At 69.0% G+C, this 25,941-nt stretch carries 14 protein-coding genes and 1 pseudogene; 5 read left to right on the top strand and 10 right to left on the bottom strand.

What is annotated here, in order from left to right:
• Positions 1–182: 182 nt before the first annotated feature.
• Both MJ605_RS19365 and MJ605_RS13080 read right to left on the bottom strand, forming a co-directional pair.
• Positions 183–824 (bottom strand): annotated as a pseudogene (locus MJ605_RS19365) (MFS transporter); the annotation flags it as partial.
• Positions 825–838: 14 nt separating this feature from the next.
• Complete coding sequence (locus tag MJ605_RS13080) at positions 839–1,885, bottom strand: LacI family DNA-binding transcriptional regulator (RefSeq protein WP_243041957.1); 1,047 nt, start codon at positions 1,883–1,885, stop codon at positions 839–841.
• Positions 1,886–2,036: 151 nt separating this feature from the next.
• On the opposite strand from MJ605_RS13080, the gene MJ605_RS13075 reads away from it, so the two are divergent.
• The 4 genes from MJ605_RS13075 to MJ605_RS13060 all read left to right on the top strand — a co-directional run bounded on the left by MJ605_RS13075 (position 2,037) and on the right by MJ605_RS13060 (position 8,346).
• A complete protein-coding gene (locus MJ605_RS13075) occupies positions 2,037–4,397 on the top strand; it encodes a GH92 family glycosyl hydrolase (protein ID WP_243041956.1) in 2,361 nt (786 codons plus the stop codon).
• A gap of 133 nt (positions 4,398–4,530) precedes the next feature.
• Complete coding sequence (locus tag MJ605_RS13070; RefSeq protein ID WP_243041993.1) at positions 4,531–6,315, top strand: sensor histidine kinase; 1,785 nt, start codon at positions 4,531–4,533, stop codon at positions 6,313–6,315.
• Positions 6,312–6,758: a response regulator gene (locus tag MJ605_RS13065; protein ID WP_243041955.1), complete on the top strand. Its 447-nt coding sequence runs from the start codon at positions 6,312–6,314 to the stop codon at positions 6,756–6,758. Before MJ605_RS13070 ends, MJ605_RS13065 begins: the two co-directional genes overlap by 4 nt.
• A gap of 25 nt (positions 6,759–6,783) precedes the next feature.
• Entirely contained in the window at positions 6,784–8,346 is a 1,563-nt protein-coding gene (locus MJ605_RS13060) for a sensor histidine kinase (protein WP_243041954.1), read from the top strand.
• Between the two features lie 123 nt (positions 8,347–8,469).
• Here MJ605_RS13060 and MJ605_RS13055 read toward each other — a convergent pair whose 3' ends face one another.
• The 8 genes from MJ605_RS13055 to pgmB form a co-directional block, all read right to left on the bottom strand.
• Entirely contained in the window at positions 8,470–9,882 is a 1,413-nt protein-coding gene (locus tag MJ605_RS13055) for a sigma-54-dependent transcriptional regulator (RefSeq protein WP_243041953.1), read from the bottom strand.
• Positions 9,883–9,959: 77 nt separating this feature from the next.
• Positions 9,960–11,024: an alpha/beta hydrolase gene (locus MJ605_RS13050; protein WP_243041952.1), complete on the bottom strand. Its 1,065-nt coding sequence runs from the start codon at positions 11,022–11,024 to the stop codon at positions 9,960–9,962.
• Entirely contained in the window at positions 11,021–12,727 is a 1,707-nt protein-coding gene (locus MJ605_RS13045; RefSeq protein WP_345779537.1) for a trehalase family glycosidase, read from the bottom strand. Before MJ605_RS13045 ends, MJ605_RS13050 begins: the two co-directional genes overlap by 4 nt.
• Complete coding sequence (locus tag MJ605_RS13040) at positions 12,724–15,012, bottom strand: glycosyl hydrolase family 65 domain-containing protein (RefSeq protein WP_243041951.1); 2,289 nt, start codon at positions 15,010–15,012, stop codon at positions 12,724–12,726. Before MJ605_RS13040 ends, MJ605_RS13045 begins: the two co-directional genes overlap by 4 nt.
• A gap of 31 nt (positions 15,013–15,043) precedes the next feature.
• The gene (locus tag MJ605_RS13035; RefSeq protein WP_243041950.1) at positions 15,044–17,287 is read right to left on the bottom strand and encodes a glycosyl hydrolase family 95 catalytic domain-containing protein; all 2,244 of its coding nucleotides are present in this window, start codon (positions 17,285–17,287) and stop codon (positions 15,044–15,046) included.
• A 44-nt stretch (positions 17,288–17,331) separates the two neighbouring features.
• The gene (locus MJ605_RS13030; RefSeq protein WP_243041949.1) at positions 17,332–18,597 is read right to left on the bottom strand and encodes an MFS transporter; all 1,266 of its coding nucleotides are present in this window, start codon (positions 18,595–18,597) and stop codon (positions 17,332–17,334) included.
• A gap of 139 nt (positions 18,598–18,736) precedes the next feature.
• On the bottom strand, positions 18,737–21,277 hold the full coding sequence (locus tag MJ605_RS13025; RefSeq protein WP_243041948.1) for a TonB-dependent receptor: 2,541 nt from the start codon (positions 21,275–21,277) through the stop codon (positions 18,737–18,739).
• A gap of 71 nt (positions 21,278–21,348) precedes the next feature.
• Positions 21,349–24,390 (bottom strand): beta-phosphoglucomutase, encoded by a 3,042-nt coding sequence (pgmB, locus tag MJ605_RS13020; protein WP_243041947.1) that lies wholly within the window; start codon positions 24,388–24,390, stop codon positions 21,349–21,351.
• Between the two features lie 435 nt (positions 24,391–24,825).
• Here pgmB and MJ605_RS13015 point away from each other — a divergent pair, with 435 nt between their 5' ends.
• Positions 24,826–25,785, top strand: a complete 960-nt coding sequence (locus MJ605_RS13015) for a LacI family DNA-binding transcriptional regulator (RefSeq protein ID WP_243041991.1) — start codon at positions 24,826–24,828, stop codon at positions 25,783–25,785.
• Positions 25,786–25,941 lie beyond the last annotated feature (156 nt).

Raw genomic sequence — 25,941 nt, 5'->3', positions numbered from 1 at the left:
TGCGCCGCCAGCGTGGCGAGCAATGTCGCGCCGGGCAGCTTGTCGAGCACGTCGGCCAACTGCGCGGGCGAGAGCTGGCCGAGGCTGCCGGCGATGGCGTCGGCGGGCAGGCGGTCCAGCGCGGTGGCGGCGGCATCGTTCAGCGCGGCCACCACGCGGTCGGCCGGCGCCTGCCGCAGGGCTTCGACGGCCTGCGCCGGCGCGCCGCCATTGAGCGCCTGCACCAGTTGCACCGTTTCCGGCGCCTTGCGCAGGTCGTCCGGAATGCTCGCCGTGCCCACGGCGGAAAGGATCAGCAGGCCGCCGAACCACGGCCCCAGCGTGGTGCCCAGCGAATTCATCGCCTGTGCCAGGGTGAGGCGGCTGGAGCTGGTGCGCTCCGGTCCCAGCAAGGCGACGTAGGCATTGGCCGCCACCTGCAGCACGGTGATGCCGGTGGCGAGCACGAACAGCGCGGCGAGGAACGCGGCATACGAATGCAGCGCCGCCGCCGGCCAGAAGCCGAATGCGCCCACCGCCGCGATGGCCAGGCCCGCCACGATGCCCTTCTTGTAGCCCAGCGCGGCGACCAGTCGGCCGGCCGGCAGCGACATCAGGAAGTAGGCGCCGAAGAAAGTGAACTGCACCAGCATCGCGCGTGCGTAGTTCAGCTCGAACACTGTCTTGAGGTGCGGGATCAGGATGTCGTTGAGGACGGTCAGGAAGCCCCACATGAAGAAGATCGTGGTGACCACCGACATCGCCATCGGATAGTCGGTGTAGCGCGTGGTGCCGGAAGCCGGCGAGGTGGCCGCCGACTGCGGTGGTGGTGCTGCAAAAGCCATGCGTGGCTCCGGTGTCAGGAGAGGGGACAGCTGCTTTCGCGCACGACCAGTTCCACCGGCGCGATGACGGTGCCCGCCTGCGCCTGCGGGTCGCGCAGGCGGGCGAGCAGGAGTTCCGCCGCCTGGCGGCCACGCAGGCGCGGCGCGGTCGACAGCGTGGAGAGCGAGGGCGTGCTCATGGCGGCCTCGGCGATATCGTCGAAGCCGGTGATGGCAAAATCGTGTCCGGGCCGCACGCCGCGCTGGTTGAGGCCCAGCATCAGGCCCAGCGCCGCCACGTCGTTGTAGCAGACCGCGGCGGTGGGTGCGGCGCCGCCCTCGAACAGGGCGTGCGCGGCGCGCGCCGCGTCCACGCGGGTGAGCGCGCACTCCACCCGCCAGTGCGGCTCGACCGGCAGCCCCGCCGCCTGCATCGCCTGCAGGTAGCCGGCGTGGCGCTCGCGGCAGGAGCTGGAGTCGTCGTGGCTGCCGAAGAAGGCGATGCGGCGGTGGCCGCGCGCGATCAGGTGCTCGGTGGCCAGGCGCGCGCCGCGCTGGTTGTCCAGCATCAGGCGGTCCCAGTGGGCGTACTCGGGCAGGGTGCCGCCCAGCTCGCGGTTGAACAGCACCACCGGCGTGTGCGCGCCCACCGTGGCCAGCACCGCGTGCGCCTCGCTGCCCTCGGCGGGCGACAGGATGATGCCGCCGGGGCCGTGCTCGATCAGCGACTGCAGCACCGCCTGTTCGCGCCCGACCGATTCGCCGGTATTGCCCAGCAGGGTGACGAAGCCGGCCTCGCCCAGCGCCTCGTCCACCCCGGCGGCGAATTCCGCGAAGAACGGGTTGGCCAGCTCGTTGACCACCAGCGCCACGCTGGATGAGGTGCGGCGGCGCAGGTTGGCGGCGGCCCGGTTGTAGACGTAACCTTGGCGGCGCAGCTCCTCCTCCACGCGGGCGCGGGTGAGCTTGTTGACCAGTGGGCTGCCGCGCAACACCAATGAAACGGTGGCACGCGATACGCCGCAGCCGGCGGCGATGTCGTTGAGCGTGATCTTGCGACCGACCGGGGTCTGGCTTTCCATCGCGGGCCTGGGTGACTTGGAACGATCCAAAGGTAACCGCGCGAGCCTCCGAACGGAACCAGAATCGATGCCGCGGCGCAGCATGCGTCCGGCACTGGCAGGGTGCTAGCGTGGATGTTATTAGAACGATTCAAATCACTTGGGGGACCCCATGAGCCGTCTGCTTTCCCGCGCCTGGCTGCCCAGCCTGCTGGCCGCCGCGATCTCGCTATGCCCTGCCGCGTCGGCCCGTGCCGACGGCCATTCGGCCGACGTCGACCCGCGCATCGGCACCGGCGGCGACGGCCATACCTTTCCCGGGGCGACGGTGCCGTTCGGCATGATCCAGCTCTCGCCGGACACGGCCATGCCGGACTTCAAGCATGCCTACAAGTACGCGGCCGGCTACCAGTACGGCGACGGCAGCCTGCTGGGCTTCTCCCATACCCATTTCTCCGGCTCCGGCCACTCCGACCTGGGCGACGTGCTGGTGATGCCCATCGCCGGCGAGGTGCGCCTGGAGCCGGGCGACCCGGCCACGCCGGGCAGCGGCTACCGTTCGCGCTTCAGCCATGACAGCGAGGTGGTGCAGGCGGGCTACTACGCGGTGACCCTGGCCGACTATGGCGTGCGCGCCGAGCTGACCGCCGGGCGCCGCGTGGGCTGGCACCGCTATGCCTTCCCCGCCGGCCAGCCGGCTCACCTGCTGCTGGACCTGCGCCCCAGCATCTACGACTACGCCGGCAAGGTGTTGTGGTCCAGCCTGCGCGTGCGCGAGGACGGCACCGTCACCGGCTGCCGCACCACGCGCGGCTGGGCGCCGGGCCGCGAGCTGTGCTTCGCCCTGCGCTTCTCGCAGCCGCTGCAGTCGCGCAGCCTGTACAACCGCGAGACGGACATCCCCTACAAGGGCTTCAAAGGCCCGGGCTACCAGCCGCAGGATCACGACGAGCAGAAGGGCCGCGCCCTGGTCGGCGTGTTCGACTTCGGCGCGCTCAAGGCGCCGCTGGTGGTGAAGGTGGCGATCTCGCCGGTGAGCGAGGCCAACGCGGTGGCCAACCTCGACGCCGAGGGCCAGGGCTGGGACTTCGACGCCCGCCGCGCCGAGGCGCGCGCCGACTGGGACAAGGCGCTGGCCGCGATCGACGTGGAAGGCTCCAGGGAGCAGCGGGTGGGCTTCTACACCTCGCTCTACCACGCCATGCTGTCGCCGACGCTGAGCATGGACGTCAACGGCGAGTTCCGCGGCCCCGACGGCGCCGTGCACCAGGCGGTGGACAAGAACGGCAAGTTCGCCTTCCACTCCACCTGGTCGCTGTGGGACGTCTACCGCGCCCAGCAGCCGCTGATGGCCCTGCTCGACCCCGAGCGCAGCACCGACTTCATCCGTTCGCTGATCGCCGCGCGCGAGACCAGCCCGTTCGGCATCCTGCCGGTGTGGGCGTACCAGGGCCTGGAGACCTGGTGCATGATCGGCTACCACGCGGTGCCGGTGATCGCCGATGCCTACGTCAAGGGCGTGCGCGGTTTCGACACCGACGCGGCGCTCAAGGCTATGGTGGCCAGCGCCACCTACGCGCCCTACGGCGACCTGGGCGACTACATGAAGCTCGGCTACGTGCCGATCGACAAGGAACCGGAGGCCGCCTCCAAGACCCTGGAATACGCCTACGACGACTGGTCGCTGGCGCAGATGGCCAAGGCCATGGGCCGCAAGGACGTCGCCGCCGCTTTCGACAAGCGCGCCGGCAACTGGCGCAACGCCTACGACCCCAAGACCGGCTTCATGCGCGCGCGCAAGAGCGACGGCGCCTTCCGCGAACCGTTCAACCCGGACGCGGCCGGCTACGGCAGCGACTACACCGAGGGCAACGCCTGGCAGTATTCCTGGTACGTGCCGCAGGACGTGGCCGGCCTGGTCAAGGCGATGGGCGGCGACGCGCGCTTCGTGGCCAAGCTCGACAGCGTGTTCGAGGCCAAGGTGGATCCCTCGCACTTCGCCAACGTCGAGGACATCACCGGCCTGATCGGCTGGTACGCCCACGGCAACGAGCCCAGCCACCACCTGGCCTACCTGTACGACTACGCCGGCGCGCCCTGGCAGACCCAGAAGCGGCTCAAGCAGATCATGGACAGCCAGTACGCCAACCGGCCCGACGGGTTGGCCGGCAACGATGACCTGGGCCAGATGTCGGCCTGGTACATCTTCACCGCGCTGGGCTTCTACCCGGTCACCCCGGCCAGCGACGAATACGCCATCGGCCGGCCGTTCGTGGCCCGCGCCACGCTGCACCTGCCCCACGGCAAGACCTTCACGGTCAGCGCCGCGCCGCTGGACGACGCCCACCCCTACGTGGGCGAGGTGACCCTCAACGGCAAGCCGCTGGACCGGGTGTTCCTGCGCCACGGCGAGATCGTGGCCGGCGGCGAGCTGCACTTCACCATGCAGGCCGAGCCGAACCGGGCATGGGGCCAGAAGGCGGCCGAGCGGCCATCGTCGATGAGCGGGTACGGCGAGACCGCGGCAAGGTAATACCGACTAAAGGCTTATCCAAACGCCTACGTGTGAAGCTGGCAATATCCGGGGGGATTCTGCAAACATGCCTGACATGTTGCGCTCCTCCTGGAAATTGGCGTCGACCCTTCGGCCGGCCTTGCGGGACCGCATGGCGCTGCGCTGGCGGCTGGGCGGCCTGCTGGCGGCGGTGCTGGTGATCGTGGCCTTGCCGTACATGGTCACCCGCTCCGGGTCCAGCCAGGCCATCCACGCCAGCGAGCGCGTCACCCGCTCATCCGAGGTCAAGTCGCTGACCTACCGCATCGCCTATGTGACGCGCGACAGCGAGGGGGCGATCTACCGGCTGATCCATGGCGATGCCGACCCCCAGGTGCGCCTGCGGGCCGAGCGCGCCGGACACGAGGTGCCCGGGCTGCTCGCCCAGCTGCGCGAGATGACCCGCGACAGCCCCGACCAGCAGGCGCTGATCGGTTCGCTCAGTTCCATGGTCAGCGGTCGCCTGGCGCTGAGCGGGCAGGCCATCGAGCGCTACGACCGCGGCGACCACGCCGGCGCGGCCGACGCCATGCGCGATTCCGGCATGCTGTTCAAGATGGACGACCTGATCGACGGCATCGTGCGCAACGAGAACGCCGTGCTGGCCAACCGGCAGGACGAGGCGCACCGCGAATCGTTCAACAGCAGCCTGGCGCTGAGCATCACCGCCATCGCGCAGGTGCTGCTGCTGGCCATCGTGGTGATCGTGTCCGAGCGGCAGATCAGCCGGCGGCTGCGCGCCGAGGTGCGCGAGGGCCAGGCGGTGCAGCGCTCGCAGCTGATCGTGCAGGCCGTGCGCGAACCGATCGCGCTGCTCGACGCCAACCTCGGCACGCTGCTGGTCAACGCCGCCTTCGGCGAGCTGTACGGCCTGCCGCCGGACTTCCGCCAGTCCACGCCGCTGACCGAGATCGGCGACGGCGCCTGGAGCGACAGCGCCCTGCTGCAGCGCCTCAACGACGTGCTGCTGCTGGACCGCGAGCTGTGGGACTACGAGTTGATCCAGCGCACCGTCGATGGCGTGGACCGCCACGTGGTAATCAACGCGCGGCGGCTGGAGCAGGACGGCGGCGGCGACCCGGTGCTGCTGCTCACGCTCAGCGACGTCACCGCGCGCGCCCTGGTCGAGCAGCAGGTGAAGGAACTCAACCGCCAGCTGGAAGGCAAGATCGAGCAGGTCTCCGACGTCAACCGCGAGCTGGAAGCCTTCAGCTATTCGGTATCGCACGACCTGCGCGCGCCGCTGCGCCACATCAGCGGCTTCGCCAGCAAGCTGCAGCAGCACCTGGGCGAGGGCGCCGACGAGCGCACCCGCCACTACATCGAGGTCATCAACGACGCCGCCCGCCGCATGGCGTTGCTGATCGAGGACCTGTTGGTGTTCTCGCGCCTGGGCCGCGGCGCGCTGCGGCTGCAGCCGGTGGACATGCAGTCGCTGGCCGACGAGGCGCGCGCGCTGGCCGAGACCGACGCGCACGGCCGCCACATCGTGTGGTCGATCGCGCCGCTGCCCATCGTCATCGGCGACGAGAACATGCTGCGCACGGTGTGGCAGAACCTGCTGGGCAATGCGGTCAAGTACACCGGCAAGTGCGAGGTGGCGCGCATCGACGTGGACGTGCAGCGCCACCGCGACGGCAGCTACGAGTTCGTGGTGAGCGACAACGGCGCGGGTTTCGACATGCAATACGCCGGCAAGCTGTTCGGCGTGTTCCAGCGCCTGCACCGCGCCTCGGAATTCCCGGGCAACGGCATCGGCCTGGCCAACGTGCGGCGTATCATTACGCGCCACGGCGGCCGGGTGTGGGCCGATGCCCAGCCGGGCCAGGGCGCCCGTTTCCATTTCACCCTGCCGTCGTCCGACCTGGCGGAGAGCTTTGCGCAGAGGCGGCCATGAACCCACGCGACATCCGAACCATCCTGCTCGTCGAGGACAGTCTCGCGGATGCCGAAATGGCGATGGACGCGCTGGACGGCGCGCACCTGCTCAATCCCGTGGTGCACGTCGAGGACGGCGTCGATTGCCTGGACTATCTCTATTGCCGTGGCGCATGGGCCACGCGCGAGCCGGTCGATCCGGCGGTGGTGCTGCTGGACATCAAGATGCCCCGCATGGGCGGCCTGGAAGTGCTGACCCGGCTGCGCACCGACGAGCGCTTCCGCCGCATACCGGTGGTCATCCTCTCCTCCTCGCGCGAGGAGAGCGACCTGGCGCGCAGCTGGGACATCGGCGCCAATGCCTACGTCATCAAGCCGGTGGACGTGGACCAGTTCTTCGAGGCGGTGCGCACGCTGGGACAGTTCTGGGCCGTACTCAACCAGGGGCCGGAAACGGCCTGAGCACGATCGGGGAAGGGAGCCACGCATGGCGGACAGGCAGCATTGGGCGCTTCCCAGAATCCGGGTCCTGCAGATCGAGGACAGCCAGCTGGATGCCGAGCTGGTGCTGTCCGAGCTGGACGCCGACGCGATCGACTACGACGTGCGCCTGGTGGACGAGGAGCGCGCGTACCTCGACGCGCTGGAGGCGTTTCGCCCCCACATCGTGCTGTCGGACCTGAGCATGCCCGGCTTCTCCGGCCAGCGCGCGCTCGACCTGCTGCGCGAGCGCGACCAGGACCTGCCCTTCATCTTCGTTTCCGCCACGCTGGGCGAGGAAGCCGCCATCGAGGCGCTGCGCAACGGCGCCACCGACTACATCCTCAAGCAGAATCCCGCGCGCCTGGCCTCGGCCGTGCGCCGCGCCCTGCGCGAGGCCGAGGCGCAGCGCGCGCGGCGTCGCGCCGAGACCGAGCTGATCCGCGCGCAGCGCTTCGAGAGCCTGGCCATGCTGGCCGGCGGCCTCAGCCACGACCTGCGCAACCTGCTGCAGCCGCTGCTGCTGGCCGGCGACAGCCTGCAGGACTACCAGGACGACCCGCGCCTGGCCCGCCTGGGCCGGCTGGTGCGCGACTGCGGCAAGCGCGGGCTGGACATGGTGCAGTCGATGCTCTCCTTCGCGCGCGGCGCCCGCCGCGCCGAACAGGTGCGCGCCGGTGCGCTGCTCGATGCGCTCAACCTGCTGCTGCAAGGCAGCGTGCCGCGCGGCGTGACGCTGACCATGAGCGCGGACGATCCCGATCTCAGCTTCGACGGAAACCACACCGAGCTGCAGCAGTGCCTGCTCAACCTCAGCCTCAACGCCATCCAGGCCATGCCCGACGGCGGCGGCCTGGACATCCGCGCCTCGCAGGTCCACCTGCCATCCTCGTTCTTCCTGTCCGACGAGGAGGCCTGCGAAGGCCATTACCTGTGCCTCACCGTCGCCGACACCGGCGTCGGCATGGACGAGGAATCCATGCAGCACATGTTCGAGCCGTTCTACACCACCAAGGAAACCGGCACCGGGCTCGGGCTGATCTCCTGCAAGCGCATCGTCACCGCCCATGGCGGCGTGATGCGGGTGGAAAGCCGGCCGGGACAAGGTGCCCGCTTCCACCTGTACATCCCGCTGGCGCAGCCGCCCGCCGAGGTGGCCGAAGAGGAGGAGATGGCCGGCCTGCAGGGCGAGGCCGAGCGCGTGCTGGTGGTGGTGGAGGAAGCCGGCCAGCTTTCGCTGCTGGTGGACACCCTCGACTCGTGGGGTTACCAGGCCCACGCCAGCCAGAGCGGCACCGCCGCGCTGCAATGGATCGAGGCGCATGGCGTGCCCGACCTGGTGGTGCTGGACGCGGACATGAACCTGTTCACCGGCGTGCGCACCCTGGCCGCCCTGTTCGAACACGGCTACCGCCGCGCGGTGATCCTGCTGGCTCGCCCCGACGCCCCGCCGGACATGGACGAACTGCCGGTGCTGGAGCATCTGTACCTGGTCGACAAGCCGATCTCGACGCCGAAGTTGTTGCGGACGGTGAGGGAGGCGCTGGAGGCGAGCGCGGGCGGGGAGTAGTGGTGGCGCCTTCGGCGCGCTGTTTTTGCCCACCATCCCGGCGGACGCCCCAGCACCTTGTAGGAGCGTGCCCATCAACGCACCAAACAAAAAGGCCGGACATCGTCCGGCCCCTCCCACATCTCAATCGATGCCCAGCTTCTTCAGCTTGTAGCGCAAAGCCCGGAAGGTGATGCCCAGTTTCTTTGCCGCCGCGGTCTTGTTGTAGCGCGATTCCTCCAGCGCCTTGATGATCGCGGTGCGCTCGAGGTTGCTGATGTAGTCGTCCAGGCCGCCACTGGCGGTGGGCGAGGGGATCGGCGGGGGAGCGGACGGCAGGCCGCCGCCGGTGGCAGCCATGGGAGCGGCGGCGACGGCCTCGGCCAGCGCGCGGGGCGCGCGCTGGGGCAGCATCAGGTCGCCGACGTCGATCTGGTCGCCGTCGCACATCGCCATCGCGCGTTCGAGGATGTTCTCCAGTTCGCGCACGTTGCCGGGGAAGTCGTACGCCTCCAGCGCCTGCTGCGCGGCGGGCAGCAGGCGGCCGGGGGCGCTGCCGCTCTTGGCGGCGAGCTGGCGCAGCACGAAGTTGGCCAGCAGCGGCACGTCGCCGCGGCGCTCGCGCAGTGGCGGTACGCGCAGCTCGATCACGTTGATGCGGTAGAACAGGTCCTGTCGGAACTGGCCCTGCTCGACCAGGGCGGCGAGGTTCTTGTGGGTGGCCGAGAGGATGCGCACGTCCACCGGCACTTCCTCGCGCGCGCCGATCGGGCGCACGGCCTTTTCCTGGATCGCGCGCAGCAGCTTCACCTGCATGTGCAGCGGCAGTTCCGCCACTTCGTCGAGGAACAGGGTGCCGCCGTTGGCGGCCTGGAACAGGCCTTCCTTGTCGCCCACCGCGCCGGTGAAGCTGCCCTTGCGGTGGCCGAAGAATTCGCTCTCCATCAGTTCGGAGGGAATCGCGCCGCAGTTGACCGGCACGAACGGGCCGCTGGCGCGCGGGCCTTGTTCGTGGATCAGGCGGGCCACCAGTTCCTTGCCCACGCCCGACTCGCCGGCGATGTAGACCGGCGCCTGGTTGCGCGCGAGCTTGCCGATGGTGGCGCGCACCTGCTGCATGGCGGGCGATTCGCCGATTAGGCGCTCGTTGCCGTCGGGCTTGGCGGCGGCCTGGCCGCTGCGCCTTTCCTCGGCCAGGCGTAGTGCGGTGCGCACCAGGCGGCGCAGCATCTGGATGTCCACCGGCTTGGAGACGAAGTCGAAGGCGCCGGCCTTGAGCGCGCTCACCGCGGCGTCGACGTTGCCGTAGGCGGTAATCATCGCCACCGGGGTGTCGGGATGTTCCGCCGAGATCAGCTCGATCACTTCATGGCCGTTGCCGTCCGGCAGGCGCATGTCGGTGAAGCACAGGTCGTAATGTCGTTCGGCGAGGGCGCGGCGCGCTTCCGTCACGGTACCCACGGCATCGACCAGCAAGTCCATGCGGCCCAGGGTGATGGTGAGGAGTTCACGGATGTCGCGTTCGTCGTCGACGACCAGTACGGTCTGTTGGCTCATGTCGTCTTGGAGGGCAGATGTCCCGACTAGGATACCCGCCCCCCTTGCAGGGGGCAAAGTGCGGCGGGACGGCGGCGTCAGCGCCGTCCCAGGTGCCGGTCGAAGAATTTCACGATGACGGCGTAGGCATCTTGCGATTCGGGTAGCTCAGGGTCGGAGAAGAAGGAGTGCCACATGCCTTCCCACACGTGCAGCTCGGCATCGACGCCGGCCTGCTGCAGCAGCGCCTGGCTGCGCACCTCCGAGCTCATCGCCATGTCCCGCGTGCCGGTGATCAGCAGGGTGGGCGGGAAATGGGCCAGCAGCTGGGGCGATACGCCGGGGAACACCATCGGGTCATTGGCGCTGGCGCCCTTGAAGTAGGGCAGGGCATCCAGCTTGAGCGGGTGCTCGGGCACCGTGCCGCTGTTCAACAGCGCGGCCGCGTAGATCGAGTCGCCCTCCATGTTCACCACCGAGCCGCAGAAGGTGCCGATGGCGCCGGGCACCGGCAGCTTGCGGTCGATCAGCCGCGCGACCGCCTCGGCGGTGAGGATGCCGCCCGCCGAGCAGCCGTAGATGCCGATGTCGGCCGGCTTGTACTGCTTGAGCAGCTCGCGGTAGACCGCCTCCACGTCCTCGCTGGCGGCGGGGAACACGTGCTCCGGGCCCTGGCGGTAGTCGACCGTGATGACCTTGATGCGGCCCAGGCTGGCGATCGGGATGGCCTCCACCAGCCCGCCGCTGTGGGCGCCCCACAGGAAGGCGCCGCCATGCAGGTTGACCAGCACGCGGTCACGGTTCTGTGGCGATATGCCTTGCGCCGGCTCGACCACGTCCACGCCGACGCCGCCGATGGTGTCGTGGTGGGTCTTGACCGGGTAGCGCCTGGCCATGCGGGCCGCGCGGTCGCTGTTCATGCGGTCGTAGAACACGCGGCTCTGCTCGATCGGCGCGGTGATCGGTGGCGCCTTGCTGCCGGCGGCCAGCATCTTGGGGAAAAACGCCCGCGCCTCGGGCGAGGCCAGCGAGGAGTAGGGCAGGGTGGCGGCGGCGGCGTGGATGGTGCCGTCGGCATCCACGCGCGGCGCGGCGTCCTGCGCATGGGCGAGGGGCAGGCAGGCGGCCAGCAGCAGACTGGCCCAGCGGCGGGAGCTCATCATGGCGTGTGCTCCGTAGCTGTGGCGGCAGGCGTGGGTGCGCCCTGCACCAGGGCTTGCAGCATCAGGTACACGCCGTTGGTCCAGCCGAAGCCGACCACGTTCTCGCTGTAGCCGGCGCTGACCTTCACGTCGGCGTTGCCCAGCGCCATGTTGTATTTCTCGCGGATGGTGCCGTCGTCGGCATAGCCCTGGTCCACCGTGGTCATGAACTTGCGGGCGATGCGGCGCGCGTCGTCGTGATAGCCGTAGGCATCCAGGCCGGCCACTGCCAGCCAGTTGGTCGGCGCCCAGCCGAACGGGTCGTCCCACTGCACGCCGGCCGGATGGTTGTCCATGCTCAGGCCGCCCTTGCGCTCGAACACCGGCAGCGTCTTGCGCACCGCCTCGGCCTGCGCCTTGGACGCCGCGCCGGCCCACAGCGGGTAGAAGGTGGTGACGTAGGGGTAGGGCGAAGGCTTGCCGGCCACGAAATCGTAGTCGCGGTACATGCCGTCCTGCGGCTGCCACAGGTACTTGTCCATCGCTGCCTTGCGCGCCTCGGCGGCCTTGGCCCAGCGCTCGGCGTCGCCGGCCTTGCCCAGTTGCAGGGCGAGGTCGTGCAGGTCGCGCTCGTAGCGGTAGAGCAGGCTGTTCAGGCTGACGTCGGCGTAGTGGTGGGTGGAGCCGCCGAACGGACCGTAGTGCGAGTTGGTGTCGAAGCCCGATTCGCGCATGGCGCGGTCGCCGTGGTAGTAGTCGGCGGTGAGCCGGTAGCCGTCCAGCCACACGCCGGCGCAGACCTCGGAGATGTCCAGGTCGCAGCTGGTTTCCTTGAGCTTGGCGGCCTCGGCCGCGTCGGGGTGCTCGGAGGCCTTGACCAGGTAGCCCGGGTCCTCCGACGGGTGCGCGCGCAGCCAGCGGATCACGCCCTTGTAGAACTCGGTGTTGCGCGCCTCCAGCACCGGGCCGCTGCCCAGGTCGGTGTAGCGGGCCAGGCCGGTGTCGCCGGCGCGGTGCTCGGGACGGGTCCAGATCTCGTAGTTGCGCACGGCCAGCGGGTAGGCCTGGGCCAGCCATTGGCGTCGGGCCTCGGCGTCGGGGAAGGCCTTGGGGTCGTCCAGCACCGCGACCATCATCGCGGTGAGGAACGGCGGTTGTGAGCGGCTGAGGTAGTAGGTGCGGTTGGCGTTGAGCACGCCGCCGTAGTTCGCCACCTCGTACAGCGCGTTGTCCACCATGTCCTTGGCCAGCCCGGTGTGATGGTCGGCGACCAGGCCGAGCACGATGAAATAGCTGTCCCAGCCGTACATCTCGTTGAAGAAACCGCCCGGCACCACGTAGGGATGCGGCAGGTACAGCAGGCCCTGTTGCGGCAGCGTGCGGGCGTCGACGTCGCCGAGTTGCGTGATCGGGTGTGGCAGCGTGCGTACGTCCACCTGGCAGCGCTTGGCCGTGGCGGTCACGGCGGGCGGTATCGGCTGGCCGGCCGGCAGGTAGAGCACGGGGTGGCTACTGACCTTGGTGTCGCCGAGCGAGGCGCAGTCGTCCATCGAGCGGGTGAGGGTGGTCCAGGCCTGGCCGATATAGGCGCGGGTCTTGGCCGGGTCCGGCGTGGCGGCGGCATTCGCATGGGCCGCGAAGGCGCCGCACAGCGCGAACGCGGCCAGGCGCAGGCCAAGGGCGGGCGGCGTATGTCGAGGAGACAAGCGGGGTTGGTGGGTCATGTCGGCTCCCTGGTCGTGGGGTGATCGGTGGTGGCGGGGCGGCGCGTGAGCTGCGCCTTGCCCTGGGCGTCGCGCTGCACGGTGATGTCCAGGCGCGCGCCGCGGAAAGAGAGGTTCTTCAGCGTCAGCGTTTTCCATGCCGACGGCAGCACGGGGGCATAGGCCGGCACCAGGCCGTCCTCGGTGATGCGCAGGCCGGTGAAGCCGTACAGGATGTTCTGCAGCAGGCCGCCGCTGGCGGTCATGAAGTAGCCGGTGTTGTTGCCGGCCGTCTCGGTGCGCACGTTGAACGGTGGCTTCAGCACATGCGCGGTGAGGTTGCGATTGAACCAGTCGCCGGCCGCATCGGCGTCGCCGGCGGTGGCGGCGGCGATCGACAGCGGCATCAGGCCCATGCTGTTGGGATCGCGGCTGGAGCGCGCGATCGGCGCGATGGCCGCGGCGTAGTCGCCCCGGCGGGTGGCCTGGTCCATCGGCAGGTCCAGCGAGGGGCTGCTCAGCAGCGGCAGCGAACTGCCGCCCCAGGAATCGATGTCGTGCGGCACCGTGGCGTCGAAGTCCAGGTGATGGCCCGCCTGCGCGTCGAACGGCAGCACCAGTCCATCGGCGACCGTGGTCCATTGCGGGTCGGGCGTCTCGCCCAGCAACTGCGCGGCGCGCGCGGCGATGCGCAGGGCCTTCTGCGCCACCGCATTGGTGAAGATGTCGTTGGGCACGTCGGCATAGTCCTCGTCCACCGAGGTGACGTGCTCGATCGCGTAGTGCCCCGTGCCCGGCACGGGCGTGGCGCGGCTGGCCCAGAACGCGGCGACGGCGCGGATCACCGGCCAGCCGTGCTGCTTCAGCCACACGCGGTCCTGCGTGGCGAGGTAGTACTGCCATTGCGCGATGGCGACGTCGCCGTCGACGTGGATCTCGCGCTCGTCCAGCACCTGGGCGGAGTGCGGCGTCTGCGAGCTGCCGTCGTCGGGATCGGCTTCCCACGGATACATCGCGCCGCGCAGGCCGCGTGCCTGGGCACGTTGTTCGGCCTGCGGGAGGCTATGCCCGCGGAACATCACCAGCGATTTCGCGCGCTCGGGATGCAACAGCAGCAGCGCGGGGAACACCCAGGTGTCGCTGTCCCAGAACACGTGGCCGGTGTAGCCCGGCGTCATGCCGCAGGCGCCGATCGGCCAGGACGTATCCGGCGCGGCATTGCTGAGCAGGTAATACAGGTCCGAGTGCACGATCTGCTGCGCCTTGGCATCGCCGTCGATGACGATGTCCGACTGCCACAGCGTGGCCCAGGCGCGGCGCTGGTCGGCCAGCAGCGCCGCGAAGCCGCGCTGGCGCGCGGCGGTGGCCAGCGCCAGGTCGGCCTTGGCATCGCCGCCCCAGCCCTCGCGCGAGGCGGCCACGAACTTGGTGAAGGTGTAGGCCTGGCCCTTGCGCACGTCCACGCGCAGTTCCAGCGATAGCTTGTAGTCGCTGCGGTACAGCCGCGCCTCGCGCGGATGCAGTCCCGGCGGCAGCGCCACCGCGACCGCCTCGGCCATGCGCGCGCCCTGTTCGGCCTGGCCGTCCAGCCACAGCGTCAGCATCGTCGCATCGCCATCGGCGGCGAGCACGCGGGTGTCGCCGTGGTACCACAGCGGCGCGCGGTCCGGCACGTCGGGCGGTGTCGCCTTCAATGCGAGGTTGTTGGCCGCCACCGCTTCCATCAGTTGCGCTCCATCCAACTGGGCCATGGCGAAGCGCGGCTGGTGCGGTGCCCACAGGTCGAGCGGGAAAGAGAGCTGCACCTCGCCGTCGAAGTCGGGCGTGAGGGTGAGCTGGCTGGCCGCCAGATGCGGCGAGGCCTGGCTGACCAGGGTGAGCACCTGCACGCCGGTGGCCTTGCGGCCATCGAGATAGCGATACGTGGTGGCCAGGGTGCCTTCGTGCATGTCCAGCACCTGGCGGTAGTCCTGGAAGCGCGCGGGCGTAAGGTCCACCTGGTTCAACCAGGACTGGCCCGCGTGCGAGGGATCCGCGCTGTAGTCGATGGCGGTCCAGCCGGGTACCGCCGCCGGGCGCGAGACATCACCTGCCGCGTGGTCCATGAAGGCGATCAGGTAGCCCAGGCTGCCCTCGGTGCCGCGCGGGGAGGTCAGCGTGGAGAAGAAGCCGTTGCCGAGCTGGCCGGGGAAATAGCGCGGCCAGTCGTCCTGCGTGGCGGTAAGCAGGAAGCTCGCGTCGGTGGCCTGCGCGGCACAGGCCACCAGCAGGGCGGCGGCGAAGGCGATGGGACGTCGGCGTGGCATCGTCGCATGCTTCCCGGTGCGCGCCATGCCGCTAGAGCGGCTTGCGGATGAGTTTGGCCTTGCCGTCCGCGCCGTGCTCGATGGTGATGTCGTACTGCTTGCCGCGGAAATGGATGCCCTTGAGGGTGAGCGAGTTCCAGCCCGGTGGCAGCGCCGGCGCATAGGCTTCGGTGAGCCCGCCGTCGTCGATGCGCAGGCCGCTCAATCCGTACACGAAGCTCTGCACGAAGCCCGCCGAGGTGGCCAGGATGTAGCCGGCGTTGTTGGCCACGGTTTCCGTGCGCACGTTGAACGGCGCCTTGAGGAAGCCCACCAGGTTGCGCTGGATCCATTCGCCGGCGCCCTTGGCATCGCCCAGCTCGGCCGAGCCTACCGCCAGCATTACCATCATCATCTCGTTGGGATCGTCGCCATGCTCCTTCAGCTCGTGCAGCTGGAAGTCGAAGTCGTTGCGGCGCACCTGCGGCGACATGGGCAGGTCCAGGTCCGGATACATCAGCCAGGCCAGCGAGGAACCCATCCAGGTGATCTTGTCGTGCGGCACCGAGGCGTCGAAGTCGAGATGACGCTGCGCCTGCTCATCGAACGGGATGAACATCTTGTCGGCGATGGTGGTCCACTGCGGATCGGCCTTGGCACCCACCTTGGCCGCCGCCTTCACCGCGATGCGCAGCGCCTTCTGCGCCGCCGCATTGGTGAAGGAGTCGTTGGGCACGTCGTCGTAGGCCTCGTCGGGCGAGGTGACGTGGTGGATCTCGTAGCGGTCGTGCGCCTGGTCGTAGGCGACGCGGCTGGCCCAGAAGGTGGCGACCTGCTCGATCACCGGCCAGCCGTACTGCTTCAGCCACGCCTCGTCGCCGGTGGCGAGGTAGTACTGCCACTGCGCGATGGCGATGTCGGCGTTGACGTGTACCTCGCGGAACACGCCGTAGGCGAAATGCGGCGTGTAGTCCTTGCCGGTTTCCGGGTCGGCTTCCCACGGATACATCGTTCCCTTCACCCCGTACTGGCGCGCGCGTTCCTGCGCGGGTGCGATGGTGCGGTTGCGGAACATGACGATCGGCTTGGCGCGCTCCGGATGCAGCAGCAGCAGCGCCGGGAACACCCACGAATCGCTGTCCCAGAACGCATGGCCCGCATAGCCCGGCGTCAGCGCGCAGGCGCCCATCGGCCAGGCGGTGCCCTCGGTACTGTTGGACAGCAGGTAGTACAGGTCCGAATGGACGGCCTTTTGCACGCTGGCGTCGCCCTCGATGCGGATGTCCGAGGTCCACAACCGGTGCCAGGCGGCCTGGTGCCGCGCCAGCAGCGCGTCGAAGCCCTGCTGGCGCGCGGCCTTGGCCAGCGCCAGGTCGGCCTGCGCGTCGCCGCCCCAGCCTTCGCGCGAGGCGGCGATGTACTTGGTGAAGCGGTAGCGCTGGCCCTTGCGCACGCGCGCCTTGAGGTTCAGCGACAGCTTGTACGGGCCTTTCTCCAGCTGCACGTCCTCGATCTCCAGCCCCTTGGGCAGTTCGATCGCGGCCGCCTGCGCCACCGCCACGCCCTGTTCGGCACGGCCGTCCCACCAGAGCGTCAGTGTCCTGGTGTCGCCGCCGCTGGACTGGATGCGCACCACGCCCGGGTACCACACCGCGGCGCGGTCGGGCGTGGGAATCGGCTTGTTGTCCAGGTTCTGCCCGCTGGCGATCACCGCGGCGATCATCTCCTCGCCCGTCATCGTCGCGATGGGAAAGCGCGGCTGGTATTCGGACCACAGGCGGATCGGGAAGGTAAGCTGCACGCTGCCGTCGAACTGCGGGGTGAGGATCAGCCGCGTGGCGGCGAGATGGCCGGCGTCCTGGCTGACGAAGGTGGTGACCTCCACGTCGGTGGACTTGTTGGCGTAGCTGAAGCGGTAGCGCGTTTCCAGCGTGGCGTCGTACATGTCCAGCGTCTGCGCGTAGTCGGTAAAGATCTCCTTGCCCAGGCGCGTGGAATTCAGCCAGCCGCCGCCGGGGTTGTAGTCGATCTCGTTCCAGCCCGGGATGGCGGCGGGGCGCGCGATGTCGTCCTTGGCGTAGTCCATGGTGGCGACCATGTAGCCGCGCGTGGGCTCGGTGCCGCGTGGCGCGGTCAGCGTGGAGAAGTAGCCGTTGGCGAGGTAGCTGGGAAAGTAGCTGCCGAAATGTTCCGCCGTGCCGGTGAGCACGAAGCTGGGGTCGCCCTTGGCGAAGGCGGGCTGGGCGAGCGCAAGCGCGCAGGTCAGCAGGGCGGCGAGACGATGGCGGACACGCATGGCGGCTCCTTGGGTCGGGTCCGGGCCTCCGGCCCGGCGCGGGTTCACTCGGCGGGCAGCGCGGCGGCTGCCGGTTCGGCCAGGCCGGCGCGGTCGGCCTCGCGCTTGAAGAAGAACAGCGTCACCAGCACCAGGGTCATCGGCACCAGCGAGAAATAGAAGGCGTGGATGCCGCCGAAGCTGGCGAACACCAGCGCGGTGATGCGCGAGCCCAGCGTGCCGCCCAGCGCGGAGAAGATCACGATCAGGCCGGTCATGGTGGCGTGCGCCGGCTTGGGCAGCGAGCTGAGCGCCACCGAATTGATCACCGGGTAGATCGGCGCCATCAAGAGGCCGATCAGCGGGATCAGGTAGGCCGCGGTCGGCGCGTTGAACCAGCCCACGTCGGCCGGCACGTGGGCGTGGCGCGCCAGCGGCAGCACCAGCAGGATCAGCACGCCCATGCCCACCACGCACAGGTTGAGCAGCAGGTGCCAGTGCACGCGGCGCAGCAGCTGGCCGGCGATGATGCGGCCCAGCGCGGTGGCGCCGGCGAGGATGCTCGCCATCTGGATGCTCATCGCGTTGGGCAGCTTGAGGATCTCGTTGTTGAAGGTGGGCAGCCAGGTGCTGAAGCTCTGCTCGATCAGCACGTAGAGGAAGGCCGAGAGCAGGAACACGTACACCAGCGTGCGCATCAGCAGCCGGTACATGCGGCGCAGCGCGTCGGGCAGCGACAGGCGCGCCTCGCCGTGCGCGGCCGACTCGTCCAGCGTGGCGCCCCACAGCAGTCCCACCGTGCCGAAGCACAGCGCCGCCAGCACCCAGTACACGTTGAACCACGCCGGATTGGCCGGATGGGCATGGTCGATGAAGGCGCTGAACAGCCAGCCGCTGGCCAGCACGCCCAGCATGAACAGGCCCTCGATGGTATTGGTGAGGCGGCCATGTTCGGCCTTGTCGCGGGTGAGCAGGCCGATGGAGGAATAGACCGAGACCTTGGCCAGCGCGAAGGACACGCCCACGCAGGTGAACAGCAGTTCGGTGGTGTGGAAACTGGGATAGAGCGGCATCAGCGCGCAGGCGCACCCGACGATGGCCAGGGCCAGCATCATCGCGCGGCGGTAGCCGAGCCGGGGCAGGAAGGAGGCCACCAGGAACGAGGTGATGGCGATCGGCAAGTCCTTGAAAAGCTCCAGCAGGCTGGCTTGCGGCTTGTCGATGTCGAAGGTGTGGATGGACTGCAGGATGACCGTGCCGACGCTGTTCAGCAGGATCGCAAAGACCATGTAAATCGTCGCCAGCGCGGCGATCATGCGGTACCGGTTCATCCCTACCCCTAGCGATGGAAAAAAGTTCCGGACCACCGTGCAGGTGGTGGCCCGGAACAGTCGAGGGAAGTGTCGCGTCGCCTCTCCAGGATACCGGCGCGGCGCATGCGGGCCGCGCCGGAACCTTGGCCGGGCGCCTTTAGAACTTGTACTTCACCTGCAGGTTCACCTCACGCCCTTCGATGGAGCGGGCCAGGATCACGCCGCCCTCGCTGGCGAAGCCGAACAGGCGCGAGTTGCCCTCCGTGATGCCGATCTCGTTGGTCATGTTGGTGCCTTGCAGGTTGATCTGCCAGTTGTCGCCGATGTTGGCCGTGGCACCGAAGGACAGGTCGTGGTACTGGCCCAGCGGCTGCTGCTCGATCAGGTCGCCGTAGCGGTTGCCGATGTATTCCCAGGTCAGCCAGAACTTCATGCTGCCGAAGGCGGTCGGGAACTCGTACGACGGCGTCAGGCGGCCCTGGAACTTCGGCTGGCGCTGCAACTGCATGCCGTTCAGGCTGGCGCAGCCCTCCTCGCCGCTCTGCGTGGTGTACGGCGTGCAGGCGGCGCTGTGCGTGTAGTGGCCGTCCATGTAGTCGCCGCTGAAGGCGATCTGGAAGCCCGGCACGTTCGGGATCGGCTTGACCACGGTGTTGAAGTTGATGCCCTTGGTGGCCGAGCCGTAGTCGAACGAGAACTGCTGGCCGTTGCCCTGGGTGATGGTGTAGGGCACGTTGTAGAACAGCTTGCGGTAGGCGTTGACGTCCAGGTACAGCCAGTCGGCCTGGTACTTGAAGCCCACTTCCATGTTATGGACCTTGTTCACCGGCTGGGTCGGCAGGCCGCGCAGGTCGTCGAAGCCGGGGAAGTGCACGCCGTCGTTGATGCGGGCGTACACGCTCATGTTGCTCTGGATCTCGTAGTTGGCGCCGATGGTCCAGGACGGCGCGGTCTTGGCGTAGTTGATGGTGGTGTTGCCGCCGACCAGGTACTGCGAGTTGTTGTTGTAGAGCGTGTCCGGATTGTTGTCGAGGTCGCCCGTCGCCGTGTTCTGGATGCGGCCGTTGGCCTCCTGCCGCTCGACGCGCACGCCGGCGTCGAACAGCCACTTGTCCAGCTTCCAGGTGTCGGTGAGGAAGAAGGCGGTGTTGAAGCCGTTCCACGCCTCGCGGATGGCGGTGGACGGGCCGCTGACGAAGCCCTGCGAGCTGGACAGCACCTGGCCGTTGCTCAGCGTGACGCCGATCGGGTTGGGATTGTTCTTGGCCTGCAGCAGCATGTTGTTGCCGAGGAACCAGGTGTCGTGGTCGTTGTAGACGGCGGTGTAGTTGCCGAACGTCAGCGTGTTGCCCTCGAAGATGTCCTTGCTGATGTGGAACTCGTTGGTGGCGCCCTGGATGCGCTTGTGCACGTACCACAGGCCCTGGGTGGTGACGTTCTGGTTCATGTCCGCCGGCTGGCCGTTGTTGGTGTAGTAGGCGGTGGCGGTGGTGCCGGCCGGCGCGTTGCCGGCGATGTAGTCGCTCAGCGTCTCGGGATTCTGGCCGGTGCTGAAGAACGCGATCGTGTTCATCTGCCCGCCGGTGAAATTGAACTTGTCCGAGATGTTCCAGTCGTTGCCGAAGGTCAGGTCCAGGTTGCCGCCCACGGAGATGATGTCGGCGCCGCGCCCCTTGGCCAGGTTCAGGTTCTGGCCGCCGGGCGTGCAGCCGGCGGTGTAGCAGGGCGTGGTCTGGATGAAGGTGTGCTGGTTGGCCTTGCTGCCAAAGGTGCCGGTGAGCGGGTCGAAGCCGGGATAGGCCTCGAACTGGCCACGGCCGGGGTTGAGGATCGGCGTGTCGGTGACGAACTGGTTATGGTCCTTCAGGTCGCGCGCATAGAACATGATCGAGCCGCTGTCGCCGAAGTTGTGCGTCAGCGTGGCGGTGAGCGAACCGCCCTTGTCGGCGTCGAACTGCGGATCGCGCACGCCGTCGGACTTGCGCCAGAAGCCGCCCACGCTGGCGTACCAGTCATTGGCGATCTTGAATCCGTAGAAGCCGTCCAGGCGCACCATGCCTTCCGAGCCGTAGGTCACGCCGACGTCGCCGGTGGGGATGTCGGTGCCTTCGCGCAGGATGAAGTTGGCGGTCAGGCCGGGCTGGCCGTTGCCGTACAGCACGGCGGGGCCGCCGAGCACCAGTTCGGCATGGTCGATGGTGTCGTCGAGGCGGAACATCGAGGAGTTGTCCATGAACGACAGCGTCGGCATGGGATAGAGCGGCGAGCCGTTGAGCTGGAAGGTCACGAACGGCGCGTCGCCGCCGCCCGGGAAGCCGGCCACCTCGATGTTCGCGCCGGTCTGGCCACCCGAGGATTCGGGGAACACGCCGGGCGCCATCTTCAACAGGTCGGCGGAGCTTTTCGGGTTGAATTCGCGGATCTGGTCGAGCGTGGCGCTGGTGACCGAATAGGACGTGTCGATCTTCTTCAGGCCGCCGGTGGCGGCGGTACCGGTGACCACCACCTGTTCCAGGTTGGTGGCGTTCTTGCTGTTGGCCGGTGGCGGCGGCGGAGGCGTCTGCTGGGCGGCGGGTGCCGCTGGCGCGGCCTGCGGGCCGGGGGCGGGCGTCGCATCCTCGGCGTGCAGCGTGCCGGCGGCGAGCAGGGCGGCGATGCTGGTGGCGAGCAGCCTGCGTGTCGTGCGTTGCGTAATCATGGTGTTTCCTCCCCAATCTAAAGAAAGACTGCTGTCGTGTTTCTTAGGAGCGGTACTGCACGCCGCCAGAGCTAGCCTGGTCGGTGGTCCGGCACGGTGCCGGCCGGGATGCCCTGGCCGGCCGGTCGCATGTCGAGATAGCGATGGATGTCGAAGGCGTCGATGCCGGGCAGCACGTCGTCGGCATGCCCGAGCTGGGTGGCGTCGCCGATGCCGATGGCGCGCATGCCCGCGGCGCGCAGGCTGGCGATGCCCGCGGCGGCATCCTCCACGCCCAGGCAGGCGGCGGGCGGCAGGCCCAGCCCGGCGGCGGCGGCCAGGAAGATCTCCGGGTCCGGCTTGGAGCGCGCGATGCGCGCGGCATCCACGATGTAGTCGAACAGCGGCGCGATGCCCAACCGTTCCAGCAGCAGCGGTGCGTTGCGGCTGGCCGAGGCCAGGGCCACGCGCAGGCCCGCGGCGCGCACCGCTTCCACCGCGTCGCGCGCGCCGGGCAGCAACAGGTCCGGGCCGAAGCGGTCGATCTGCTCGACGTAGTACTGGTTCTTGCGCGATTCCAGCGCCTGCTTTTCCGCCTCGGCATAGGTGCGCGGCGCGCGTTCGAGCAGGATCTCCAGCGAGCCGCGCCGGTCCACGCCCTTCATGCGCTCGGCGATGGCCTCGTCGAACGGCGCGCCGATCTCGCCGGCCAGGCGTTCCCACGCGGCGCGGTGCACCACGGCGGTATCGGCGATCACGCCATCCAGATCGAAGACCACCGCGCGCAGCGGCGGCTGCACGGCGGCGAGACGATGGGGCAATGACAGGCTTTCGCCGGGTTGCAGGCGCACGGCTTCGCCGGCGTGCAGGAAGTCCAGCGTCTCGCCGGCGGTCACCGTGTAGCGCACGCCCTGGCGGTCGATCTCCACGCGCAACTGGGCACCACGCCAGGTCACGCCGAACTGGTAGCGCCGCCAGGCCTCGGGCAGATGCGGGCGCAACGACAGTTGCCCGTCGATCACGCGCATGCCGCCGAAGCCCCAGGCCAGCGCCAGCCAGCTGCCGGCCATGGCGGCCATGTGCACGCCGTGCGCGGCGTTGCCGTGCAGGTCGTCCAGGTCCACCCGCAGCGTGTCCTGGAAATAGCGCCAGGCCTTGTCGGGGTGGTGCACCTCGGCGGCGATCACGCTGAAGGTGGAGGCCGACAGCGTGGAGTCGTGCACGGTGACGCCTTCGTAGTAGTCGAAGTTGCGCCGCTTGGCTTCCACCGATACGTCCGCGCCGGCCAGCATCAGCGCCAGCAGGGTGTCGGCCTGCTTGCACACCTGGTGGCGGTAGATGGTCAGCGGGTGCAGTTCCAGCAGCAGCGGCCGCTTGCTCTCGCCGGCCGGGCGGGGCGGCAGGCGCGGCTTGTCCAGGAAGGTGTCGTCCTGCGGGAACACGCCCAGTTCCGGATCCTCCGGCAGGTACATCAGTTCCGCCGCGCGCTGCCACTGCACGATCTCGAACTGTTCCAGGGCGATGCGCTGGGCCAGCCGCGCATAGTCGTCCGGCGCGGCCTCGGCCAGCCAGCGGGCCACTTCGGCGGCATGGCGCAGGTGCTCGCGCGCCATGCGGTTGGTGTAGTGGTTGTTGTCGACCAGGGCGGTGTATTCGTCCGGGCCGGTCACCGCGTGGATGCAGAACGCGCCCTGCCGGCGCGGATTGAAGTGGCCGATGTCCAGCCACATGCGCGCCGTCTCGAAAAGTATCTCCGCGCCGTGCTCGCGCAGGAAATCCTGGTCGCCGGTGGCGTCGACGTAGTGGCGGATCGCCCAGGCCACGGCGGCATTGATGTGATACTGCGCCGAGCCGCTGGGAAAATAGGCCGAGCACTCGTCGCCACTGATGGTGCGCCAGGCGTACAGCGCGCCGCGTGCGTGGTTCATCTCGCGGGCATGCGCGCGGGCGCGGTCCAGCGTGCGGTAGCGGTACATCAGCAGGCTGCGCGCCAGCCCGGGCGCGAGCGCGGCCAGCACAGGCAGCATGAAGGCCTCGGCATCCCAGAAGTAGTGGCCCTCGTAGCCTTCGCCGGTCAGGCCCTTGGCCGCGGTGCTGCTGGCGCCGTCGCGGCTGCTCGACTGGAACACATGGAACAGGTTGAAGCGCAGCGCCTGCTCGGTGAGCGGGTCGCCGTCGATGGCCAGCTCGGCGCCGTGCCAGAAGCGCGCCAGCGTCTGCTGCTGCTGCGCGAGCAGGGCGCCATAGCCGAGCCGCGACGCCTGCGCCAGCCGCCGTTCGGCGTGCGCGAGCAGGGCATGGTCGTCGTCGCTGTCGCCGCCGGGTTGGGTCCACGCGTAGGCCACGTATTTCTCCAGCACCACGCTGCGCCCCGGCGCGAGCTGGCCGGCATAGACCTGCACCACGCCATGCGGCGCCAGATTGGCCAGGCGGAACTCCAGCGAGCCGTCGGGGATCTGGTGGCCCTGCAGGCAGGCCACGCGGATGCCGCTGTGCGTCGTGTGCTGCAACACGTGGGCCTGGGCTTCCTCGGCCCGGGCCTCGCTGCAGGAGAAGCCGCCATCGAGACGGGTGCCGATGCGCGGATCGTCGCCCTGTTCGGTGGCATGCCGGGCCGTGCTGATGGAGGACTCCAGCATGATCGGGCCGGCGTAGTCGATCGAACTCACCTGGTAGCGGATCGCCAGCAGGGCGGGATCGTCGAAGCTGACGATGCGCTCGGCGTCGATCACCAGGGTGGCCCCCTCCGGCGAGCGCCAGCGCAGGTGGCGTCGGTAGCAGCCGGTGCGCAGGTCGAGGGCGCGCTCGAAGTCCAGCCATTCGCCCTCGCCCAGCCGCACCGGCGTGTCGCCCAGGCGCAGGTGGATACGCGTGCCGTCGGCCACCGGAATGCGGGTGTCGGTGTGCGCGGCGAAACCCGGGAAGCGCTCGTGGTACTCGATGGGCGCGCGCTCCCACGCGCCGGCCAGGAAGCAGGCCTGGCTGGCGCTGTCGCCTTCCTCCAGGCCACCACGCACGCCCAGCGAGCCGTTGGACAGGGCGAACAGGCTCTCGTCCTGGGCGAACGCGTCCGGGTCGGTGTCATGTCGGGTCAGCAGCCAGGGATCGCACGGTCCGCGGCGGTCGGCCGACATGACAGGTGCCGTGTCTCGTTGATCCAAGCGTGCTCTCCCAGCGGTGATTGGCTTGGGGCGGCGCGCCTTCAACCCGGTGCGACGAGCCGTCCCGTTTGTCGTGGGCGCGGAGCTTGGCAGCAATTGTTATCGATATCAAGGTATCGATAACAATTGCTGTCATGCAGCAAAATTGCCATTGGTATCGATATCATCCAAGGTGTGTGCGATGGTTCGACGTCCCGGCGAGTGTGAATCCGGGCCAACGCATGCGCCTGTCGGCTGCCATCTCATACGCATGTTGGACGAGGGGTGCGCAAACCGGGACACTGTGCGCCGTTGCCACGGTCGGCCGTTGTGCGGGGATCGCCGCCGTCACTCACAAGACATGGGGCCTGGGGCTTGAGTCGTCTCCACAAGAAGAAGCCGGGCGCCGCGCTTTCCGCCAGCCTGACCATGGCGGACTTGGCGCGGGTCGCCGGCGTATCGAAGATCACCGTGTCGCGGGCGCTGGGCGACAGCCCGCTGGTCAACCGCGAGACCCGCGAGCGCATCCAGGCGCTGGCGCACCAACTGGGCTACAAGCTCAACGTCAGCGCACGCAACCTGCGCCTGCGGCGCAGCCATACGGTGGCGGTGATCGTGGAGATGAAGCCCTCGCACGACCGCACCATGCTCGACCCGTACCCGCTGGTGCTGCTGGGCGGCATCTCGCAGGAGCTGACCGCGCACGGCTACAGCGTGCTGCTGACCACGCGCCAGGGCGCCACCGCCGCCGCGGTACAGGCCGCCGACGGCCTGATCCTGCTGGGCCAGGGTTCGCGCCAGGATGCGGTGCGCCGCTTCGACAAGCTGGGCCTGCCGATGGTGGTGTGGGGCGCGCCGGGCGAGGACGACGAGCACGTGGTGGTGGGCAGCGACAACCGCCAGGGCGGCAGCGTGGTGGCCGAGCATTTCGTCCGCCTGGGCCGGCGCAACCCGGTGTTCGTGGGCAATCCCCATCACCCGGAGATCTTCGAGCGCCTCAACGGCTTCGTCGATGCGCTGGCCGGGCACGGCATCAAGCCGCTCTTGATCCGCCGCGACGAATTCACCCTGGCCTCGGGCATGGACGCGATGCATTCGCTGATGGACCGCGGCGTGCCGTTCGACGCCGTGTTCGCCTGCAGCGACCTGCTGGCGATGGGCGCGATCCGCGCGCTCAACCGGCTGGGCCGCAGCGTGCCCGGCGACGTCTCGGTGGTGGGCTACGACGACATGCCGCTGGCCGCCAGCTTCTTGCCACCGCTGAGCTCCGTGCGCCAGGACTGGCAGGAAGGCGGCACCCTGCTGGCGCGCCGGGTGCTGTCGATGATCGACGGCGAGCCGGCGCATTCGGAGATGCTGGGCGTGGAGCTGATCGTCCGCGAGACCTGAGAGCCTGTTCACGATCTCCGCGGGCTACGTGGAGATCGTGAACAGGCTCTGAGGCGGCCTCATCGCCACGCTATCCCTGTGGGAGCGCACCCTGTGCGCGACGGGCCTAGGGGGAGTAATGAGGGCGCAAGCCCGCGCTTTCGTCGCCACCTGGAA

This window comes from Dyella sedimenti (genome assembly GCF_022760995.1).
Classification (GTDB): domain Bacteria; phylum Pseudomonadota; class Gammaproteobacteria; order Xanthomonadales; family Rhodanobacteraceae; genus Dyella; species Dyella sedimenti.
The sequence above is the reverse complement of the archived record's forward strand: the minus strand, read 5'-3'. Positions and strand labels throughout refer to the sequence as shown.

What these genes read in the sequence shown, in the direction of transcription:
- MJ605_RS13035 (WP_243041950.1), bottom strand. Translation starts at nt 17,287, where the DNA reads ATGCGTGTCCGCCATCGTCTCGCCGCCCTGCTGACCTGCGCGCTTGCG.
- MJ605_RS13075 (WP_243041956.1), top strand. Translation starts at nt 2,037, where the DNA reads ATGAGCCGTCTGCTTTCCCGCGCCTGGCTGCCCAGCCTGCTGGCCGCC.
- MJ605_RS13055 (WP_243041953.1), bottom strand. Translation starts at nt 9,882, where the DNA reads ATGAGCCAACAGACCGTACTGGTCGTCGACGACGAACGCGACATCCGT.
- MJ605_RS13040 (WP_243041951.1), bottom strand. Translation starts at nt 15,012, where the DNA reads ATGCCACGCCGACGTCCCATCGCCTTCGCCGCCGCCCTGCTGGTGGCC.
- MJ605_RS13080 (WP_243041957.1), bottom strand. Translation starts at nt 1,885, where the DNA reads ATGGAAAGCCAGACCCCGGTCGGTCGCAAGATCACGCTCAACGACATC.
- MJ605_RS13025 (WP_243041948.1), bottom strand. Translation starts at nt 21,277, where the DNA reads ATGATTACGCAACGCACGACACGCAGGCTGCTCGCCACCAGCATCGCC.
- MJ605_RS13030 (WP_243041949.1), bottom strand. Translation starts at nt 18,597, where the DNA reads ATGAACCGGTACCGCATGATCGCCGCGCTGGCGACGATTTACATGGTC.
- pgmB (WP_243041947.1), bottom strand. Translation starts at nt 24,390, where the DNA reads ATGTCGGCCGACCGCCGCGGACCGTGCGATCCCTGGCTGCTGACCCGA.
- MJ605_RS13065 (WP_243041955.1), top strand. Translation starts at nt 6,312, where the DNA reads ATGAACCCACGCGACATCCGAACCATCCTGCTCGTCGAGGACAGTCTC.
- MJ605_RS13050 (WP_243041952.1), bottom strand. Translation starts at nt 11,024, where the DNA reads ATGATGAGCTCCCGCCGCTGGGCCAGTCTGCTGCTGGCCGCCTGCCTG.
- MJ605_RS13060 (WP_243041954.1), top strand. Translation starts at nt 6,784, where the DNA reads ATGGCGGACAGGCAGCATTGGGCGCTTCCCAGAATCCGGGTCCTGCAG.
- MJ605_RS13070 (WP_243041993.1), top strand. Translation starts at nt 4,531, where the DNA reads ATGGCGCTGCGCTGGCGGCTGGGCGGCCTGCTGGCGGCGGTGCTGGTG.
- MJ605_RS13015 (WP_243041991.1), top strand. Translation starts at nt 24,826, where the DNA reads ATGGCGGACTTGGCGCGGGTCGCCGGCGTATCGAAGATCACCGTGTCG.
- MJ605_RS13045 (WP_345779537.1), bottom strand. Translation starts at nt 12,727, where the DNA reads ATGACCCACCAACCCCGCTTGTCTCCTCGACATACGCCGCCCGCCCTT.